The organism is Streptomyces sp. NPDC001549 (genome assembly GCF_042894025.1).
Classification (GTDB): Bacteria; Actinomycetota; Actinomycetes; order Streptomycetales; family Streptomycetaceae; genus Streptomyces; species Streptomyces kutzneri.
In genome coordinates, this window is the sequence record NZ_JBIAVJ010000007.1 from 195,115 (window position 1) to 213,015 (window position 17,901).

At 72.6% G+C, this 17,901-nt stretch carries 17 protein-coding genes and 2 tRNA genes; 9 read left to right on the plus strand and 10 right to left on the minus strand.

The features are described 5' to 3' along the window. Positions 1 to 278: 278 nt before the first annotated feature. The 3 genes from ACFY04_RS14875 to ACFY04_RS14885 all read left to right on the plus strand — a co-directional run bounded on the left by ACFY04_RS14875 (position 279) and on the right by ACFY04_RS14885 (position 4,755). The gene (locus ACFY04_RS14875) at positions 279 to 2,474 is read left to right on the plus strand and encodes an elongation factor G-like protein EF-G2 (RefSeq protein WP_389116799.1); all 2,196 of its coding nucleotides are present in this window, start codon (positions 279 to 281) and stop codon (positions 2,472 to 2,474) included. A 141-nt stretch (positions 2,475 to 2,615) separates the two neighbouring features. Continuing rightward, positions 2,616 to 4,283, plus strand: a complete 1,668-nt coding sequence (locus tag ACFY04_RS14880; RefSeq protein ID WP_389116801.1) for a hypothetical protein — start codon at positions 2,616 to 2,618, stop codon at positions 4,281 to 4,283. Between the two features lie 61 nt (positions 4,284 to 4,344). After that, entirely contained in the window at positions 4,345 to 4,755 is a 411-nt protein-coding gene (locus tag ACFY04_RS14885) for a DUF1992 domain-containing protein (RefSeq protein WP_389116802.1), read from the plus strand. Positions 4,756 to 4,854: 99 nt separating this feature from the next. Here ACFY04_RS14885 and ACFY04_RS14890 read toward each other — a convergent pair whose 3' ends face one another. The 4 genes from ACFY04_RS14890 to thrS all read right to left on the minus strand — a co-directional run bounded on the left by ACFY04_RS14890 (position 4,855) and on the right by thrS (position 8,377). Further along, the gene (locus ACFY04_RS14890; protein WP_389116803.1) at positions 4,855 to 5,490 is read right to left on the minus strand and encodes a VOC family protein; all 636 of its coding nucleotides are present in this window, start codon (positions 5,488 to 5,490) and stop codon (positions 4,855 to 4,857) included. Positions 5,491 to 5,564: 74 nt separating this feature from the next. Beyond that, positions 5,565 to 5,696, minus strand: coding sequence for a hypothetical protein (locus tag ACFY04_RS14895; RefSeq protein WP_389116804.1), 132 nt, complete (start codon positions 5,694 to 5,696; stop codon positions 5,565 to 5,567). 55 nt (positions 5,697 to 5,751) lie between these two features. Beyond that, on the minus strand, positions 5,752 to 6,312 hold the full coding sequence (locus ACFY04_RS14900; RefSeq protein WP_030723580.1) for an HIT domain-containing protein: 561 nt from the start codon (positions 6,310 to 6,312) through the stop codon (positions 5,752 to 5,754). Positions 6,313 to 6,400: 88 nt separating this feature from the next. Then, positions 6,401 to 8,377 carry a threonine--tRNA ligase gene (thrS, locus tag ACFY04_RS14905; protein WP_389116806.1) on the minus strand — a complete coding sequence of 659 codons (1,977 nt, stop codon included), beginning with the start codon at positions 8,375 to 8,377 and terminating at the stop codon, positions 6,401 to 6,403. A gap of 318 nt (positions 8,378 to 8,695) precedes the next feature. On the opposite strand from thrS, the gene ACFY04_RS14910 reads away from it, so the two are divergent. Together ACFY04_RS14910 and ACFY04_RS14915 are read left to right on the plus strand one after the other, a co-directional pair. Continuing rightward, positions 8,696 to 9,205: a GNAT family N-acetyltransferase gene (locus tag ACFY04_RS14910; RefSeq protein WP_389116808.1), complete on the plus strand. Its 510-nt coding sequence runs from the start codon at positions 8,696 to 8,698 to the stop codon at positions 9,203 to 9,205. A 10-nt stretch (positions 9,206 to 9,215) separates the two neighbouring features. After that, a complete protein-coding gene (locus tag ACFY04_RS14915) occupies positions 9,216 to 9,722 on the plus strand; it encodes a DUF4232 domain-containing protein (RefSeq protein WP_389116810.1) in 507 nt (168 codons plus the stop codon). Positions 9,723 to 9,750: 28 nt separating this feature from the next. Here ACFY04_RS14915 and ACFY04_RS14920 read toward each other — a convergent pair whose 3' ends face one another. Both ACFY04_RS14920 and ACFY04_RS14925 read right to left on the minus strand, forming a co-directional pair. Further along, positions 9,751 to 10,956 carry a hypothetical protein gene (locus ACFY04_RS14920; RefSeq protein WP_389116811.1) on the minus strand — a complete coding sequence of 402 codons (1,206 nt, stop codon included), beginning with the start codon at positions 10,954 to 10,956 and terminating at the stop codon, positions 9,751 to 9,753. After that, positions 10,956 to 11,534 (minus strand): DUF4365 domain-containing protein, encoded by a 579-nt coding sequence (locus ACFY04_RS14925; RefSeq protein WP_389116813.1) that lies wholly within the window; start codon positions 11,532 to 11,534, stop codon positions 10,956 to 10,958. Before ACFY04_RS14925 ends, ACFY04_RS14920 begins: the two co-directional genes overlap by 1 nt. 203 nt (positions 11,535 to 11,737) lie before the next feature. Between ACFY04_RS14925 and ACFY04_RS14930 the strand changes: the two genes are divergently transcribed. Further along, the gene (locus ACFY04_RS14930) at positions 11,738 to 12,463 is read left to right on the plus strand and encodes a 3'-5' exonuclease (protein WP_150256619.1); all 726 of its coding nucleotides are present in this window, start codon (positions 11,738 to 11,740) and stop codon (positions 12,461 to 12,463) included. Between the two features lie 76 nt (positions 12,464 to 12,539). Here ACFY04_RS14930 and ACFY04_RS14935 read toward each other — a convergent pair. After that, positions 12,540 to 12,611: transfer RNA gene (locus ACFY04_RS14935), tRNA-Val, on the minus strand. A gap of 151 nt (positions 12,612 to 12,762) precedes the next feature. On the opposite strand from ACFY04_RS14935, the gene ACFY04_RS14940 reads away from it, so the two are divergent. Beyond that, positions 12,763 to 15,102, plus strand: a complete 2,340-nt coding sequence (locus tag ACFY04_RS14940) for an SCO7613 C-terminal domain-containing membrane protein (protein WP_389116815.1) — start codon at positions 12,763 to 12,765, stop codon at positions 15,100 to 15,102. Positions 15,103 to 15,151: 49 nt separating this feature from the next. Here the strand turns inward: ACFY04_RS14940 and ACFY04_RS14945 are convergent. Then, positions 15,152 to 15,223: transfer RNA gene (locus ACFY04_RS14945), tRNA-Val, on the minus strand. A gap of 46 nt (positions 15,224 to 15,269) precedes the next feature. Further along, a complete protein-coding gene (locus ACFY04_RS14950; protein WP_389116816.1) occupies positions 15,270 to 15,752 on the minus strand; it encodes a TIGR02611 family protein in 483 nt (160 codons plus the stop codon). A gap of 177 nt (positions 15,753 to 15,929) precedes the next feature. Here ACFY04_RS14950 and ACFY04_RS14955 point away from each other — a divergent pair, with 177 nt between their 5' ends. Further along, on the plus strand, positions 15,930 to 16,343 hold the full coding sequence (locus ACFY04_RS14955; protein ID WP_030011909.1) for an SsgA family sporulation/cell division regulator: 414 nt from the start codon (positions 15,930 to 15,932) through the stop codon (positions 16,341 to 16,343). A 198-nt stretch (positions 16,344 to 16,541) separates the two neighbouring features. Then, the gene (locus tag ACFY04_RS14960) at positions 16,542 to 17,162 is read left to right on the plus strand and encodes a CGNR zinc finger domain-containing protein (RefSeq protein ID WP_389116818.1); all 621 of its coding nucleotides are present in this window, start codon (positions 16,542 to 16,544) and stop codon (positions 17,160 to 17,162) included. 227 nt (positions 17,163 to 17,389) lie between these two features. On the opposite strand, the gene ACFY04_RS14965 is transcribed toward ACFY04_RS14960, so the two are convergent. Then, on the minus strand, positions 17,390 to 17,842 hold the full coding sequence (locus tag ACFY04_RS14965; protein WP_389116820.1) for a hypothetical protein: 453 nt from the start codon (positions 17,840 to 17,842) through the stop codon (positions 17,390 to 17,392). Positions 17,843 to 17,901: the final 59 nt, after the last annotated feature.

The window sequence follows — 17,901 nt, forward strand, 5'->3', positions numbered from 1 at the left end:
CCACGGCCACCGGCTGGCCCATCGTAGCCAGCACGCCACCGCGCGAACGCCGCGCACCCACCGGTTCGTGCCGCGTAAGACGTACTTCACGCCGCGGACCGCCTCCGGTGGGCCCCCGGTACGTCCCCGGTACGACGTATGGACGGGATGTGACACCAGTGCAAAGCTCGAAGAATCCCGCATTCCTCCTCCGTGGAGGCGGCCGGGACACCGATCCGGACACGGATCCCCTCACCACCCGCCCCTCCTCACCGTCACCACCGGGAGGCATGAGCACCATGGGAGCCACATCACACCAAGCCGGAGCCGCCGGCAGGGCACTGACGGCCGACCGCCCCTCTTCCATCCGGAATGTCGTGCTGGTCGGCCACAGCGGATCCGGCAAGACCACGCTGGTCGAAGCCCTCGCCCTGACCGCGGGCGCGGTCAACCGGGCCGGCCGGGTCGAGGACGGCGCCACCGTCTCCGACTACGACGAGATCGAGCACCGCCGGCAGCGCTCCGTCCAGCTGTCCCTCGTCCCCGTCGAATGGGGCGGAATCAAGATCAATATCCTGGACACCCCCGGATACGCCGACTTCGTCGGGGAACTCAGGGCCGGTCTGCGCGCCGCGGACGCGGCCCTTTTCGTCGTCTCGGCCTCGGACGGGATCGACGGCGCCACCCGCATGGTCTGGGACGAGTGCGAGGCCGTCGGCATGCCCCGCGCCATCGTCGTGACCCACCTGGAGGCCGCCCGCTCCGACTACACGCAGATGACCACCGTCTGCGGCGAGATCTTCGGCGCCGACGACCCCGACGCGGTCATCCCCCTCTACCTCCCCCTGCACGGTCCGCCCGGCCCCGACGGGCACGCCCCCGTCACCGGCCTGCTCGGCCTGCTCTCCCGGCGCGTCTACGAGTACGCCTCCGGCGAGCGCGTGGAGCGCGACCCGGACCCGGCCGAGCTCGCCCTCATCACCGACGCCCGCGCCCGGCTCATCGAGGGGATCATCGCCGAGAGCGAGGACGAGAGCCTCATGGACCGCTACCTGGGCGGCGAGGAGATCGATCTCAAGACCCTCGTCGACGACCTGGAGCGGGCGGTGGCACGCGGCACCTTCCACCCCGTCCTGATGGCCGCCCCCGCCACCGACGGCGCCCGCCAGGGCCTGGGCACCGTGGAACTCCTCGAACTGGTCACCGGCGGCTTCCCCACCCCGATGGAGCGCGCCGCCGTCACCGTCACCCGCCCCGACGGCTCCGCCCGCCCGGACGTCACCTGCGATCCCGGCGGCTCCCTCGTCGCCGAGGTCGTCAAGACCTCCTCCGACCCCTACGTCGGCCGGGTCTCCCTCGTGCGCGTCTTCTCCGGCACCCTGAAGGCCGAGGAGACCGTCCACGTCAGCGGGCACGGCCTCGCCGACCGCGGGCACGAGGACCACGACGTCGACGAGCGGGTCGGCGCCCTCTCCTCCCCCTTCGGCAAACAGCAGCGCGTCCTCACCCGGTGCATCGCCGGCGACCTGGCCTGCGTGGCCAAACTCACCCGCGCGGAGACCGGCGACACCCTCTCCGCCAAGGACGACCCGCTCCTCATGGCGCCGTGGACCATGCCCGATCCCCTGCTCCCCCTCGCCATCGAGGCCCACAGCAAGGCCGACGAGGACAAGCTGTCCCAGGGCCTGTCCCGGCTCGTCGCCGAGGACCCGACCATGCGGCTGGAGCAGAACCCGCACACCCACCAGGTCGTCCTGTGGTGCCTCGGCGAGGCCCACCAGGACGTCGCCCTGGAGCGGCTGCGCACCCGCTACGGCGTCCAGGTCGACCCCGTCCCGCACAAGGTGAGCCTGCGCGAGACCTTCGGCGCCAAGGCCGCCGGGCGCGGCCGGCACGTCAAACAGTCCGGCGGCCACGGCCAGTTCGCCATCTGCGAGATCGAGGTGGAGCCGCTCCCGCCCGGCAGCGGCATCGAGTTCGTCGACAAGGTCGTCGGCGGCTCCGTGCCCCGCCAGTTCATCCCGTCCGTGGAGAAGGGCGTGCGTACCCAGGCCGCCCGCGGGGTCGCCGCCGGCTACCCGCTGGTCGACGTGCGCATCACCCTCCTCGACGGCAAGGCGCACTCGGTGGACTCCTCCGACGCCGCCTTCCAGACGGCCGGTGCCCTCGCCCTGCGCGAAGCCGCCGCCGAGGCCCGGATCGACCTCCTCGAACCGGTCGCCGAGCTCGCCGTCGTCGTCCCCGACGAGTACGTGGGCCCGGTCATGAGCGACCTCGCCGGCCGCCGCGGCCGCGTCGTGGGCACCGACCAGGCCGCGCCGGGGCGGACCCGGGTCCGCGCCGAGATCCCGGAGATCGAGATCGGCCGCTACGCCGTCGAGCTGCGCTCCGTCTCGCACGGCACCGGCCGCTTCGCCCGGGCGTACGCACGCCACGAACCGATGCCGCCGCAGATCGCGGAAAAGGTGCGGGAACAGGCCGAGAAGGGAAGTTGATTGATGTAGCACCGGGTCGGCCGCCCACCCAACCAGCTTGCGGTGGGCGGCATTTCCCTGTCCCATGACCATGGGGTGAGATCCGCCGATAGGCTCGTCGGCGCATCAAATGAGCACGAACGCACAGCGATGGGGGCAGCGGTGGCGGACGACGGATTCGACTTCAGGCCCGGAGCACAGGTTCCGCTGCAGGGAGGCGGCGGACAGACGGCGGCGACCAACGCCCTCGCCTCCGCCGCGTACCGGGACGGCGGCAAGGACAGCAAGCTGGACAAGCTACTCACCGCCAACAGCGAGAACCACCCGGCGACGGTCAAACCACCGAAGATCTCCCTCTTCGAGCCGAGCCTCGGCGAGGCCTTCTGCCGGGCCGTGGAGGCCCGCACCCTCGGTCCCGGCCGCAAGCCCCTCATCCAGTCCTTCGGCGCCGATCCGCAGACGGTGGTGGAGCACTGCCTGGCCGCCTCGCACATCCGCAAGGAGCGCGACCGCAGGCTCCGGCTGATCATGCTGGTCTGCGGTGTGCTGTTCCTGCCCGGTCTGCTGCTGTGGCTGGGGCTCTTCCAGCTCCGCAAGACCCTGAGCGCCAAGGAGGGCAAGCACAGCTCCTGGATCGGCACCGCGGTCCTGGTCGGCATCGGCGCCGCGGCGGCCCTCCTGATGTTCAAGCTGCCGCTGACCGGCTTCCTCGGTCTCTACGCCCGCGGCATGATCATCGCCCCGGCCCTGGGCTGGCTGCTCGCCCGCCGCACCTGCGAGGCCACCGCCCAGGACCTGCGCGCCCGCTGGGACGGGCTGCTGTCGGGCGGCGGGGTCGGCGCCAAGATCCCCGAGGCCGTGCCCGGCAACCCCGACGAGAAGGCGCGCGAGGACCTGCGCCACCAGCTCGCCAAGCTGACCGCCGAGGACCGCAGCAACCAGGTCTTCTACGCGGGCCCCAAGGGCATCCTGGGCATGGGCACCCGGTGGGGCAGCTGGCAGATGGCCGAGGAGCTGACCCCCAAGAGCGAGGGCATGGAGATCCACCCCTTCCGCAGCTGGGACGTCATACGCGGGATCGACGCCCAGCTCCGCAAGCTGGAGCGGGGGCCCCTGCACACCGGCGGTTTCCCGCCCGCCGCGATCCAGCACTGGATCGTCACCCCGATCGGTGAGGGCGCCGCCGAGGTGGCCCGCCCCACCGGCGAGAACGTGGACGCCTTCCTCATCAAGCCGCACGAGATCACCCGGATCTGCAACGAGCAGCAGTTCAGCGCCGGCAACCGGCACTACCTGGGCATCCAGTACCCGCTCTGGGACGGCCAGCTGGTCATCAACATGCTGGTCACGGTCACCGTGCTCTACAAGACGCTGCGCGTGGACGTCACCGCGCACGCCCTGGGCCCCGTACACGGGCTGTTCACCAGCAAGTCCGCGGCCCCGACCGTGGAGGTGCCCAAGAGCATCCGCTTCTGGGAGACCGTGGAGCGCCCGCTGCCGCTGGTGGACGCGCAGGAGGTGGTGCGCCTCGCCGTACGGGCCCCGCTGACCTGGTACCCGCCGATCCTGGAGTTCTTCGGAGGCAAGCTGGTCCTGCCCGAGCCCTTCGGCCTGCGGCACGTCTGGGCGAGCTCGATGTGGCGGCACCGGTTCATGGCGGACGACGCCCTGCGCACGGTGGCGCCGGTCCTGCGGTCGATCCACGCGGCGACCTTCAAGGTGCTGGAGGAGAACGGCGTCGACACCGACCGCTTCACCAACCGCTCCTCGATCATGAGCGGACTCATCCAGGAGCCGTCCCCGCGCAAGGCGGACGTCTACGACGCGTGACGCGTGACGCGTGGCGCGCAGGGAGGCGTGGGTAGGCTGGAATGACGGCCGAGGAGGGACGATGACCGAGCGCAAACCACCGGGTGTCAGCGTCGAGTCCTGGGTGGACCGACAGATCCGGGAGGCCACCGAGCGGGGCGAGTTCGAGAACCTGCCGGGCTGGGGGAAGCCGCTGGCCTCGCTGGACGCGCCCTACGACGAGCTGTGGTGGATCAGGGGCAAGATGCACCGCGAGGGCTTCGCCGTCCTGCCGCCGGCGCTCGCGCTGCGCAAGGAGGCCGAGGACGCCGTGGAGAAGGTCCGGGCGGCCCGCTCCGAACGCCAGGTACGGGACGTCCTCACGGAGATCAACAAGAAGATCGCCGCGGCCCTGCGCATGCCCCCGCCGGGCCCGCCCCTGGGTCTGACGGAGTTCGACGTGGAGGCCGAGCTGGAGACCTGGCGCCGGGGCCGCCCGGATCAGGCCTGCTAATCGGGCAGACACATCCGATCAACTGACCAACCCATCAAAGAGACACGCGCTGGCCAGGAGACCCCAGCCGGCTGCTCCCGCGGGGCAGTCGGGCCCTGGTCAGATCGTGACCGGGCCGTGGGCGGTGGCGAACTCGACCGAGACCAGGCCCGGTTCCTCATCCCCGACCCAGGTGACGTCGATCTGGTCGAGGGGGTGGTCGGCCGGTTCGCCGAGGAATTCGGCGATGGAGGCGGCGTCGCCGGCGATGGAGACCCCGTGGATGGTGGTGGGGGTGCGCGGGTCGGCGCTCGGGCGCTCCTCGATGGGGACCAACCACTGAAGGAAGTAGGGCAGTTGCGGGTCCTCCAGCAGTTCCAGCAGGCCGATCTGCTTCCACCTCAGGTCGAACCCGTCGGGGCGGACACGGTGGCCCTCGGCCGAGGCGCGGCCGAGGCGGGCCTCGACCGGGGCGATGTCGTCGACGGAGACCACCCAACCGAGCCAGCCGCCGCCCTCGGCGGCGCGGCGCGCGACCGCCTGGCCGAAGGGTGCGCGGTCGGCGGCGGGGTGGTCGAGTGTGGTGACGACCTCGACGTAGGTGCCGCCGCTCAGCGGGAGAATAAAATTGCGGGTTCCGAATCGCGGGTGCACGCCCCCGTCGACGAACCCGGCGCCGAGGGCCGATCCGATCCACTGAACGGTCGAGACGAAGCTGTCGCGGGCCACCGCATAGGACACGTGATCAAGTCGCACTGCGCCATCATCACCCGACAACCCGTACAAATCCCTACGCCACGCCCGCCGCCCCGGCCGCGTCCGCCGTGGATTCAGCCGTGGAGCGGATCGATCATCGTCATCCCGGCGGGGGAGGCCCGGTCGAAGCCGGGCAGCAGCGCTGCCGCCTGGTCGAGGCCCACGACCCGCTCGATCAGCCACTGCGGGGCGAGCGCTGCTGCCACAGGATTTCGATCCGGCGTGCAGCACCATGCGCACCGCACTTCCAAGAGACAGGCTCTAGTCGACGGGCCAGGCGTCGGCGAGCATCTGGCGGGTGTCCGCCAGGAGTTGGGGCAGCACCTTGGTGTGGCCCACGACCGGCATGAAGTTCGTGTCCCCGCCCCAGCGGGGCACGATGTGCTGGTGCAGGTGCGCGGCGATGCCGGCGCCGGCCGCCGCGCCCTGGTTCATGCCGATGTTGAATCCGTGCGCGCCCGAGGCCTTGCGCAGCGCGATCATCGCCCGCTTGGTGAGGTCGGCGAGCTCGGCCGTCTCCGGGCCGTCCAGCTCGGTGTAGTCGGCGACGTGCCGGTACGGGACGACCATCAGGTGGCCGCCGTTGTACGGGTAGAGGTTCAGCACCGCGTACACGTGTCGGCCCCGCGCGACGACCAGGCCGTCCTGGTCGGACATGTCCGGAATCCCGCAGAAGGGACAGCCGTCCCCGGCCTCCGGGCCGGTCGGCTTGTTCTCCCCCTGGATGTAGGCCATCCGGTGGGGCGTCCACAGTCGCTGGAACGCGTCCTGGGTGCCCACACCGATCTGCTGCTCCGGCTGAGTCGTCATGGCGGCAAGCATATGACCTTGGCCTGGCGTACGAGGAAGGCCCCCGGAAAGCGATCACTTTCCGGGGGCCTCCGGGTGCTCCGCGTGCCGGATCGGACGATCAGACCTGGACGCGGTCCGCGACGACCTTGGCCAGCTTGGCCAGCGCCTCGTCCTTGGCGATGCCGTTCTCCTGCGAACCGTCGCGGTAGCGGAAGGAGACGGTGCCCGCGGCCATGTCCTCGTCACCGACGATGATCATGAACGGGACCTTGAGCTTCTGGTGGTTGCGGATCTTCTTCTGCATGCGGTCGGAGGAGGCGTCCACCTCGACCCGCAGGCCCTGCTTCTTCGCCGCCGCGGCGAACTCCTGCAGGTACTCGACGTGCCCGTCGCCGATCGGGATGCCGACCGCCTGGACCGGGGCCAGCCACGGCGGCATGGCGCCCGCGTAGTGCTCCAGCAGCACGGCGAAGAACCGCTCGATCGAGCCGAACAGCGCGCGGTGGATCATGACCGGCCGCTGGCGGGAGCCGTCGGGCGCGGTGTACTCCAGGTTGAACCGCTCCGGCAGGTTGAAGTCGAGCTGCACGGTCGACATCTGCCAGGTGCGGCCGATGGCGTCCTTGCACTGCACCGAGATCTTCGGACCGTAGAAGGCGGCGCCGCCCGGGTCCGGGACCAGCGGGAGGCCCTGCTTCTCGGCGACCTGCGCGAGGACGGCGGTCGCCTCCTCCCAGGCCTCGTCCGAGCCGACGAACTTCTCCGGGTCCTTGGTGGACAGCTCCAGGTAGAAGTCGGTCAGACCGTAGTCGCGCAGCAGGTTGAGCACGAAGGTGAGGGTCGTGTCGAGCTCCTCCGCCATCTGCTCGCGGGTGCAGTAGATGTGCGCGTCGTCCTGGGTGAAGCCGCGGGCGCGGGTCAGGCCGTGGACGACACCCGACTTCTCGTACCGGTACACGGTGCCGAACTCGAACAGGCGCAGCGGCAGTTCGCGGTAGGAGCGGCCGCGCGCGTCGAAGATCAGGTTGTGCATCGGGCAGTTCATGGGCTTGAGGTAGTAGTCGGTACCACCATCGAGCTGCATGGGGGGGTACATGCCCTCCGCGTACCAGTCCAGGTGACCGCTCTTCTCGAAGAGGGCGCCCTTGGTGGCGTGCGGGGAGTAGACGAACTCGTAGCCCTCCTCCTCGTGCCGCTTGCGCGAGTAGTCCTCCATCACCCGGCGGATGATGCCGCCGCGCGGGTGGAAGACGGCGAGGCCGGAGCCGATCTCGTCCGGGATGGAGAAGAGGTCGAGCTCGTTGCCGAGCTTGCGGTGGTCGCGCTTCTCGGCCTCGGCGAGGAAGTCGAGGTGGGCCTTCAGCTCTTCCTTCGACGGCCACGCGGTGCCGTAGATGCGCTGGAGCATCGGGTTCTTCTCGCTGCCGCGCCAGTAGGCGGCCGCATTGCGCATGAGCTTGAACGCCGGGATGTTCCGGGTGGTGGGCAGGTGGGGACCGCGGCAGAGGTCCTTCCAGCACAGGTCGCCGGTCTTCGCGTCCAGGTTGTCGTAGATGGTCAGCTCGCCGCCGCCCACCTCGACGTTCGCGCCGTCGTCGGTGGACGCGGAGCCCTTGATGCCGATGAGCTCCAGCTTGTACGGCTCGTCGGCGAGCTCCTCGCGGGCCGCCTCGTCGGTGACCACGCGGCGGGAGAACTTCTGGCCCCGCTTCTGGATCTCCTGCATCTTCTTCTCGATGGCCTTGAGGTCATCGGGGGTGAAGGGGCGGGCGACGTCGAAGTCGTAGTAGAAGCCGTTCTGGACCGGCGGGCCGATGCCCAGCTTGGCCTCGGGGAAGAGCTCCTGCACGGCCTGCGCCATGACGTGCGCGGTCGAGTGGCGCAGGATGTTGAGGCCGTCCTCGGAGGAGATCTCCACCGGCTCGACGGTCTCGCCGTCCTTCACCTCGTACGCGAGGTCCTTGAGCTCGCCCGCGACGCGCGCGGCGACGATGGTGCGCTCGCCGGCGAAGAGCTCCGCCGCCGTAGTGCCCGTGGCCACCACGCGCTCGTCCCGCTCGGAATCGCGTTGGATGATCACACGGACGTCTGACACCGGTCTCTCCTGACTCAGGGGGTGCGCGGGCGAACGCCGCGCGCCTGAATCGTACCGAGCGGAGTGGCTGCGCCGCTAAACGGTTGCCGCCCGGGCCCGCGCAGCGGGTCCCCCGCACGCCGGAGCCGACGCGGGCGGTCCCGGGCGGGCCCGTGGGACGGGGTCCTGCCGGGGCGTCTCCTCGGCTCGCGGACCGTTCGCCGGACCGGCCCGTTGCCCGGCGGTGGGTTCGCTCCACCTGCGGGGACGCTCCGGTGTGCCCCCGCCCCACCCGAAACTCCGGGCCTGGCGGCGCGAGCCACGGGTAGCGTGGCCCGCATGCCGCAGATACGTACGCTGGACCTGACCGACGATGCCACCGCGACGGCCATGCACCGGATCGGGCGGGCCGCCTACGCGGTGGAGGCGGAGCTGATCGGCTTCTACGGAATACCGGCGCTCGGCGAGAGCCTCGCCGAGATGAGGGCCCAGCCTCTGAACTGGATCGGCGCGATGTCGGGGGACGACTCGCTCGACGGCTTCCTCGCCTGGGAGGAGCAGGCCGACCGCGGGGTCAGCGTCGACCGGCTGTGCGTGGATCCGGGGCGGTTCCGCCGCGGCGTCGCCTCGCTGTTGCTGCGTCATGCCTTGACGGAGATGTTCCCGGGTCGCCTGGTCGAGGTCACCACGGGCGCGGCCAACGCCCCCGCGGTGACCTTGTACGAACGCCTGGGCTTCACCCGCGGCCCCGACTTCTCCCCCGTCCCGGGGCTGACCATGGCCTCCTTCGGCCGGGCCGCCATCGGCACCTCGTGGGAAGGTAGAAGGGGATCTTCCGGCCAAGGGTGAGGAGACACCCATGCGAGGCACGAGGAAGGCGGCGGTCCTGACGGCCGCGACGGCTCTGCTGACCGGCGGCCTGCTGGCCGGCTCACCGACGGTGGCCACAGCGGCGCCGGCCGCCGCCTGCACCGGCGACCAGCTCTCGGCCACCGGCGCGGATCGGCCCGACACCACGCACGTGCGGTTCACGGTGGTCAACGACGGGCCGGCCTGTCAGCTGCGGGGCTTCCCGACGGTGGCCCTCGCGGGCCAGGGCTCCCCGGACCAGAACAAGGCGCTGCGCGTCATCCCCCGGGGCCAGGCCCAGCCCGTGCTGCTGTCCCAGGGCGGGGGCGCCTCGACGGTGCTGACCTTCACCCCGGTCCTCGGCGAGGCGGACGGCTACTGCGCCTCCGGCGCCGACCCGACCGTCGCCCCCACGCTCGTGGTGGGCGTCGCGGGCACCGGCTTCCAGGTGGCTCCCGACGACGGCGGCCAGTTCGCCCTGTGCGGCGACACCGTCCGCGCCACCGCGTTCCGCTAGTCGTCCGGTCGCCTAGTCGTCCGGTCGTCTAGTCGTCGGACGGCAGCACGTCCTCGGGGTCGAAGGCCGCGTCCAGGGACTTCATCAGCCGGTCCCGCTCGACCTCGTCCATCGGTACCGGCGTCACGTCCGCCGCGTCGGACAGCCGCCGGAAGCCGCCGCGGCGTTGCAGCCGGCCGGTGACCCGGACCGGCAGGCCCACCAGGTGGGCGTGGCCCGCGATGCGGTACGCCTCCTCGTCGAGGGCGGCCCGGACGTACGGGACCTCCGCCCCGGCCAGGACCCGCAGCCGTACGGTCCCTCCTCCCCCGGCGGCCTTGCGCCGCATCCGCACCACGGCCCCGGCGAGCCGGACCGGTACGGCGGGTTCGGCGCGGGTGTAGCGGGCGGCGGCCTCGCGCAGCACGGGCAGGTCGCCCGGGGAGAACTCCACCGGCTCGGGGCGGGCCGCGCAGCCCGCCGGGACCCCGGCCGCCGGCGCCCAGGCCAGGGCGATCCGGGCGCCCTCCGACCCCCGGACCAGGGCGATGAGCGCCTCGGCGAGTTCCCGGCTGACCCCGGCGGCCACCGCCGCGTCGAAGGCTTCCATGCCGCCGGTGGCCCGCTGGTAGTCGACCGCCTCGCGGGCCGCGTGCAGGGCGTGGTGCAGCCGGGTCACGGGTCCCCGGCCGCCGTCCACGGGGACGTACGCGGTCAGCCGGCGCCCGCCCGGGGAGGGCCCCACCAGGACCCCGTCCAGGGTGCGCTCGGCCTGCGCCTGGTGCCGGGCCCCGTAGTACCCGGCCCGGGCCCGGTCGGCGAGGGCCCCCGCGAGCAGGAGCCGGCGGGCGGCCGAGCGGAGCTGTTCCTGCACGGGCCAGGAGGCCTCGCCCTGGTACCCGTAGGGCCCCTCCGGGATCTCCCGCTCCCAGCGGATCTCGTCGCTGGGCACGCTCAGCCCGAGGAGCACCTCGCGCGCCGAGGGCAGTCCGCCGTGCGCGAGGGCGGTGAGGGCCTCCTCCAGCAGGTCCGCGCAGTCGGGGAAGGCGCGGCTCTCCGGGACGAGCAGGCTGGTGCCCGAGCGGCCGGGCGGGGTCCAGCGGCCGTACCGGCCGGCCGCGCCGCCGCGCCGCAGCCATCCGTGCCGGTGCAGCAGCGCTCCCAGCACCTGGGGGTCGACCTGCGCGGGATCGGGACCGCCCGGGGTGTACCGCGGGGACGGGAGCGGTTCGAGGTGCGGTGAGTGCAGGTTCATCAGGGTGTCCCTCCCGACCCGACCCGGGTCATGATCTCGCACAGCGCACGGTCGTCGAAGATCCGCGTGGTCGGGATCCGTACGGTGGTGCGGCGCCGGCCGGTCACGGGGTGTCCGGCGAGGTTGGTCCAGTAGCAGCAGTGCCTCAGGTCGAGCCGGTCGTGTCCGGCGGCGAGCCACTGCTCGCGCTCCCTCGGTACGAGCATCACGACGAGGATCTTGTGCACGGCGACGGGCGTCCGGGCCAGCTTCACCAGGTGCTCGTTGTCGAGGGTGAAGGCGAAGGTGGCCCCGGCCGGCCGGGGCGGTATCTGGTAGGTCGCCTTGAGCTGCACCTTGATGGTGACCTCGTCGTCGACGACGTGTTCGGGCGCTCCGTGGGAGACGTGCCAGTCGATGCCGTTGTCGGGGAAGGGCTGGGAGAGCGAGCACCCGGCGGCGGCCGCGACGGCGTGCAGGTATCCCACCTGGAGGGTCTCCATGCAGGCGGTGGTGGCGAGCGTGCCGCGCAGGGCTCCGGTCCGCGGACCTGTCCCCTCGTGCAGCACCCCGCCCGGTTCGGGCTGTGTGAGCGCCATGGCCGGCTCCCCCATGCCTTGCGGGCTCTGCCGTGAGCGGTGCTGGGTGACGACCGGTCATGCGTACGGCCCCCCAAGGAAGTTGTCTCCGCACCCGACTGCCCGCAAACGGCGTACGGGGCAAACAGCCCGGGTATCACCGATGCGGCGGGGGTGGTGTGTTCAGGAAGCTCCACCGGCCGCTCGGGGACGAGGAGTTCGCCATGACACGCTGGTACGAGGGCCCGCTGGCCGCATTCGACACGGAGACCACCGGGGTGGACGTCGAGCAGGACCGGATCGTGTCCGCCGCGCTCATCGTCCAGGAGTGTGCGGGCGGCCGGGTCCGCACCACACGCTGGCTGGTCAATCCCGGTATTCCGGTGCCCCCGGGCGCTACGGAAGTGCACGGGCTGACCGACGAGCACCTGCAGCGTCACGGGCGCTGGCCCGCGCCGGTGGTGGAGGAGATAGCCCGGGCGCTCGGCGAGCAGCAGGTGGCGGGCCGGCCGGTGGTGGTGATGAACGCGCCGTTCGATCTGACGCTGCTGGACCGGGAGTTGCGCCGGCACCGGGCTTCCTCGCTGTCGCGGTACCTGGACAACCGGCCGCTGACGGTGCTGGACCCGCGGGTGCTGGACAAGCACCTGGACCGGTACCGCAAGGGCCGCCGGACGCTGACGGACCTGTGCGCGCACTACGGGATCGAGCTGGAGGGCGCGCACGACGCGGCGGCGGACGCGATGGCCTCGCTGGAACTGGTCCGGGCGGTGGGGCGGCGGTTCGCGGCCCGGCTGGAGCGGCTGACGCCGGCCGAGCTGCACACGCTGCAGGCGGTGTGGCACGCGGCGCAGGCGCGAGGCCTGCAGGCGTGGTTCGCGCGTCAGGGGACGCCGGAGCCGGTGGATCCGCACTGGCCGCTGCGGCCGGACCTGTCGACGGCGGCGTAGGGCGGAGGCGCAGGACGGGGGCGGTGCCCGGAGATGCGGAAGGCCGGTCCGTCAGTGACGGACCGGCCTGTCCCGGTGGGCGATACTGGGATCGAACCAGTGACCCCTTCGGTGTGAACGAAGTGCTCTCCCGCTGAGCTAATCGCCCGGGAACGGAGTGAACAATACAGAAGGCTCGGGGCTGGTTCAAACCGCTTCTGCCGGGCGGATCCCCAGGCCGCACGTCAGGTACCTACTCAGGGCACATCTGAGTACGCACGCCCATGTCCTGACTGCGTGACCGCCGCCACACTCCGGATATGAACACGCCTCTGCCGCCCGCCGAAGAGCTGGCGCTCATCGACCGCGAGTTGGCCCAACTCGATGCCCGGCGGCTGTATTTGCTGGGCCGCCGGGACTGGCTGCTGCGTCTGCTGCTCCAGCCCGGGTCCGGTCCCGCCCCCGTCCGCTGGGGACCCGCGGTGTCCGCCGGGCCCGCCGGGCCCGCGAAGGAGGCTTCCGCCCCGAGCGCGCAGAACGTGCTGCTCACCCTGGGCGCGGTGCTGCTGGCGGTCGCCGCGCTCGCGTTCACGCTGGTCAGCTGGGGGTCCATGGGGATCGCCGGGCGCTCGGCGGTGCTCGCCGCGGTGACGGCGGCGGCGCTGGGCGCGCCCGTGCTCCTGCTGCGCCGCGGACTGCGGTCGACGGCGGAGTCCGTCGCGGCGGTCGGCCTGCTGCTGACGGTGCTCGACGCGTACGCGCTGTACGCGGTCGGCATGCCGGACACGAACGGCACCAGTTTCGCGGCGGGGGCGGCAGCGGTGCTGGCGGCCGCGTGGGCCGGCTACGGCTCGGGGCTGCGGAAGCTGCGGAGCCCGCTGCCGGCCGCGGTGCTGGCGGCGCAGTTCGCGCTGCCGCTGGCGGCGCTGGCCGCGCGGCCGGGCCCGCAGGCGCTCGGCTGGGCGCTGCTGGCGACGGCGGCGCTGGACGCGGCGCTCGCCCTGCGGGTCAGGGCGGCGGCGGTCCCGGCGGCCGTGACGGGCGCGGGCGCGCTGCTGATCGGGGTGGCCCAGTCGTGGTCGGCCGGGTCGGCGGCGCAGGCCCTGGCCCCGGCGGCGCTGCTGCTGGCGGGCGCGGCCCTCGGCGTGGCGGCGGCCTGGCGGGAGCCGCGCGCCTCGGCCGCGGCGCTCACGGGCGCCCTGGCGGCGGTGGCCGGCCTGGGCGGGGTGGCCCGGCCGCACCTGGACCCGGCGTGGACGGTGCTGGTGCACCTGCTGCTGGCGCTGCCGCTGCTGGCGGCGGTACGGGTCCCCGCGCTCCCGGCGGCGGTCCGGCGCGGGTCGGCCCGGGCCGGGGCCGCGGTGGCGTCCCTGGCGGCGCTGTCGGCGGGTGCCGCGGTGGCCGCGGCCCTGGTGGCCCGGTTCCGGGTGCTGGGTGAGGTGTGGGCGGCGACGGCCCCGGACCGGGACCCGTACGGGCCGGGGGCCGCGGCCGTGCCGACCCTGCTGATCGCGGCCGGGGCGGCCTGGTGGCTCGCGCGGGCGCTGTCCCGGCCGGAGCCGATGGTGGTGGCGGTGGTCCTGGCCTGGGCGGGGCTGTTCACGGCCCCGGTGCTGCTCGGGTTCCCGGTGGCGGCGGTGCTCGCGGCGCAGCTCGTGGTGACGCTTGCGGCGGGTGTCCTCGCCCTGCGCTCCCCGGCGCGCGGGGCCCGGATCGCGGCCGCCGCGTGCGCGCTGGCGGGTGCCGCGAACGTGTCCCTGGGCGCGCTGGACGGCCGGACGGCGACGTTCGCGGTCTGGGGGCTGCTGGGCGCGGGCTGCGCGGCGGCAGCGGCGTACGGGGCGGCTCCGCGCCCGCTCCGGTCGGGGGCGGCCGTGTGCGCGGTCGGGTACACCACGGGCGTGCTGGTGGCGGCGGGAGCGGTGTCGGACCTGGCGGTGGTCTGGTGGGCGCTGCCGGTGCTGGTGGTCCCGGCGCTGGCGGCGGCGCTCGGGCCGCGGCTGGGCGGCGTCCGGCTGCCCGTCGAGATCGCGGCGGCCGGGGCGGGCGTACTGGCGGTGGGCCTGTCGGCCGGGCGGGCCGGAACCCTGGCGCTGGTCCTGGCGCTGACCGGGGTGGTCTGCGCGGGCGCCGCGGTGCGGCCGGACCGGCGGGTGCTGGGCTGGGCGGCGGGGGCGCTGTTCGCGGCGGCGACCTGGGTGCGGCTGGCGGAGGCCGGGGTGAGTGCACCGGAGGCCTACACGCTGCCGGTGACGGTGCCCGCCCTCGTGGTGGGTCTGCTGCGGCGGCGCCGGGACCCGCAGGCCTCGTCCTGGACGGCGTACGGCCCGGGCCTGGCGGCGACGCTGGTGCCGAGCCTGCTGGCGGCCTGGGGGGATCCGGGCTGGATGCGCCCGCTGCTGCTGGGGTCGGCCGCGCTGGTGGTGACCCTGCTGGGCGCCCGGGGGCGGCTCCAGGCTCCGCTCCTGCTCGGCGGGGCCGTGCTGGCGGCGGTGGCGGTGCACGAGCTGGCCCCGTACGTGGTGCAGGTCGCGGGGGCGCTCCCGCGCTGGGTGCCGCCGGCCCTGGCGGGTCTGCTGCTGCTGGCGGTGGGGGCGACGTACGAGCGGCGGCTGCGTGACGCCCGCCGGCTGCGGGCTGCGATCGGCCGGCTCCGGTGAAACGCCTGAGGCCCGGAGACTGTGAAAGTCTCCCGGCCTCAGGTCCGGGTGGGCGATACTGGGTTCGAACCAGTGACCCCTTCGGTGTGAACGAAGTGCTCTCCCACTGAGCTAATCGCCCGGACGCACCGCAAACATTACCGCATGTCAGCGGTGCTCCTTGACCATCACTGGTCCTTGAGGTTCCAGGGCAGGACGAGCCCGTACTTCCACAGGTAGAAGCCGATCAGCGCGCCCGCGATGACGAGGCCCACGCTGGTCAGGATGATGTTGCGGCGGCGGACCTTCGGGTCGAGCGCCTTCTGTGCGGCCTCGGTGACCTTCCGCTTGGTCCAGCGCAGCACGAGGTGGGCCCAGGCGAACTCGGTGGCCCAGATCGCCAGGCCCGCGAAGATCGCGACCCAGCCCGGGCCGGGCAGCACGAGCATCGCCACGCCGGCGGCGATCACCGCGAGGCCGACGATGAAGACACCGACCTGCCAGCTCAGGTGCAGGCTCTTGTTCGACTTGATGAAGGCCGGGGCCTTCGATACGTGCGGCGCCTCCGCGGCGGCTTCCGCGGTGGCATCCGCGGCCGGTTCGGTGGCGGCTTCCGTGGTGGCTTCGTCAGCGGCGGACCCTTGGGTTCCGCGGTCACTCCCCGTATTCATGGACCCGAATCTACCGGAGCTCGATGCACACGGGAATGCGGGTTTGGATCCGCCGTCCGAGGGACCCAGAGGTCCGCAAAACGGTCAGAGGGGTTTACAACGGCACCGTAGGTGGCATGTCGATTTCGCCGACGTGCGAATCCCCGAGCGCACACTGAGCGAAAGGCCCTGGCGCTTATGAACACCACGGTCAGCTGCGAGCTGCACCTGCGCCTCGTTGTGTCGAGCGAGTCCTCACTGCCTGTTCCCGCGGGCCTGCGGTATGACACGGCCGACCCCTACGCCGTGCACGCCACCTTCCACACCGGCGCCGAGGAAACGGTCGAATGGGTATTCGCCCGCGACCTCCTCGCGGAGGGCCTCCACCGGCCCACCGGTACCGGCGACGTCCGCGTCTGGCCGTCCCGCAGCCACGGTCAGGGCGTCGTCTGCATCGCCCTGAGCTCACCGGAGGGAGAAGCACTGCTCGAAGCACCCGCCCGAGCACTCGAGTCGTTCCTCAAGCGGACGGACGCCGCGGTTCCACCCGGGACCGAGCACCGGCACTTCGACCTCGACAAGGAGCTCTCCCACATCCTGGCCGAAAGCTGAGCCAGGCCTACAGCCGCTCGACACCGTCCGACTCGGGGCGACGGTGCGTGGCGGACAACCACATACGGCAATGCCGGCGCTGTTCCCGCGGAAGCCACCCGCGCGGACGGCGCCGGTGTGCTCTGCGGGACCCGCTATTGTCGGGCGGCAGCGGCGACGGCTCCCGTCGTCGCAGGCCCGGCCCCTGAGGGAGACCCCGTGCAGATCCCCCACGACACCCGTCGCGCGCTCGACGTCGTCGTCGCGCTGGTGAACACCGCGGCCGAGGCCGACCAGCCCGACGGGCTCTCGGACATCGGCGCGCTGCGCGGATTCGTCCAGGAGTACTCGATCAGTGACGTCGGCGAGCTCAGCGCCCGCGACCTGGCCGGCGTCCGGACCGTGCGCGGAAAGTTCGCCCAGGTCTTCGCCTCCCCGAACCCGCGTGCGACTTCCATACTGATCAACGAGCTCGTGGCCACGGCCGGCACCACGCCGCAGCTGACCGATCACGACGGCTACGACTGGCACGTGCACTACTTCGCACCGGGCGCGTCGGTGGGCGACCACCTGGCGGCCGACGGCGGCATGGCGCTGGCCTTCATCGTGGTCTCCGGCGAACAGGAACGGCTGCGCCGCTGCGAGGCCCCGGACTGCCGACGGGCCTTCGTCGACCTCTCCCGCAACCGGTCCCGGCGCTACTGCGACAGCCGGACCTGCGGGAACCGGCTGCACGTGGCGGCGTACCGGGCCCGGCGCAAGGAGGCCGACGCGGAGGCGTCAGAGCAGGAAGAGATCGTGCACGGCGGCGAGCAGCAGCAGGATGCCGATCACCGCTAGGAAGATCATCAGGGGCGGCTGGGAGAGGGCGAAGAGACAGCCTCGCGGCTCCTCCACCACGGGGGCGGGTACCGGCGGGTCACTGTGCGATGTGTCGAACATGTCGGGCCGATGATGGCGCAGCGCACCACCGACCGGCCCTCAACACGCCAAGATCCGCGCGGCAGTTCGCTCGATCTTGTGGACGAGGCCCGGGCCGGGCCGGATCCCGTGCTCAGATCCCGTGCTCAGATCCCGTGCTTCTTGAGGATGGCCTCGATGTCGGAGAAGTCCTCCGTGGGAGCGGCGGACTGCGACTGCGGGCCGGTCCGGGCGGCGCCCAGGGACGGCGCGGAGGCGGCCGGGGCCACGGCCCCGGCGGCCGGGCTCCCCTTGACCTTCTTGCCGGACTTCCCCGGCTCTCCGGGCTCCCCGGACGCGGCGAGGCCGCGGCGCTCGATCGCGCGGGTGGTCATGAAGAGCAGCCAGGACACTCCCAGCAGCCCGAAGCCGGCCCAGACGGTCGGGTTGAAGACCATCCCGGACACCCACTCCACGAACCCCGTCATCACCAGGGCGACCGGCACGAGCGCGTACGCGGTGATCCGCGTGGCGGCCAGGAAGCGCTTGCGGTAGGCGGTGACCGCGGCGATGCCCAGGCCCGCCACTGACACCGCGGAGCAAATGGTCTCGGCAAGCATGCGGTCCTCCGGACTCTCGGCGGCTCGGCGATCTGTCCCTATCCATCCTGCACCGGCCT

Excerpts from the sequence above, each read along its gene's own strand:
- ACFY04_RS14915 (WP_389116810.1), top strand. The coding sequence starts at position 9,216 with ATGCGAGGCACGAGGAAGGCGGCGGTCCTGACGGCCGCGACGGCTCTG.
- ACFY04_RS14950 (WP_389116816.1), bottom strand. The coding sequence starts at position 15,752 with ATGAATACGGGGAGTGACCGCGGAACCCAAGGGTCCGCCGCTGACGAA.
- ACFY04_RS14875 (WP_389116799.1), top strand. The coding sequence starts at position 279 with ATGGGAGCCACATCACACCAAGCCGGAGCCGCCGGCAGGGCACTGACG.
- ACFY04_RS14920 (WP_389116811.1), bottom strand. The coding sequence starts at position 10,956 with ATGAACCTGCACTCACCGCACCTCGAACCGCTCCCGTCCCCGCGGTAC.
- ACFY04_RS14955 (WP_030011909.1), top strand. The coding sequence starts at position 15,930 with ATGAACACCACGGTCAGCTGCGAGCTGCACCTGCGCCTCGTTGTGTCG.
- ACFY04_RS14930 (WP_150256619.1), top strand. The coding sequence starts at position 11,738 with ATGACACGCTGGTACGAGGGCCCGCTGGCCGCATTCGACACGGAGACC.
- ACFY04_RS14885 (WP_389116802.1), top strand. The coding sequence starts at position 4,345 with ATGACCGAGCGCAAACCACCGGGTGTCAGCGTCGAGTCCTGGGTGGAC.
- ACFY04_RS14925 (WP_389116813.1), bottom strand. The coding sequence starts at position 11,534 with ATGGCGCTCACACAGCCCGAACCGGGCGGGGTGCTGCACGAGGGGACA.
- ACFY04_RS14940 (WP_389116815.1), top strand. The coding sequence starts at position 12,763 with ATGAACACGCCTCTGCCGCCCGCCGAAGAGCTGGCGCTCATCGACCGC.
- ACFY04_RS14900 (WP_030723580.1), bottom strand. The coding sequence starts at position 6,312 with ATGCTTGCCGCCATGACGACTCAGCCGGAGCAGCAGATCGGTGTGGGC.
- ACFY04_RS14965 (WP_389116820.1), bottom strand. The coding sequence starts at position 17,842 with ATGCTTGCCGAGACCATTTGCTCCGCGGTGTCAGTGGCGGGCCTGGGC.
- ACFY04_RS14910 (WP_389116808.1), top strand. The coding sequence starts at position 8,696 with ATGCCGCAGATACGTACGCTGGACCTGACCGACGATGCCACCGCGACG.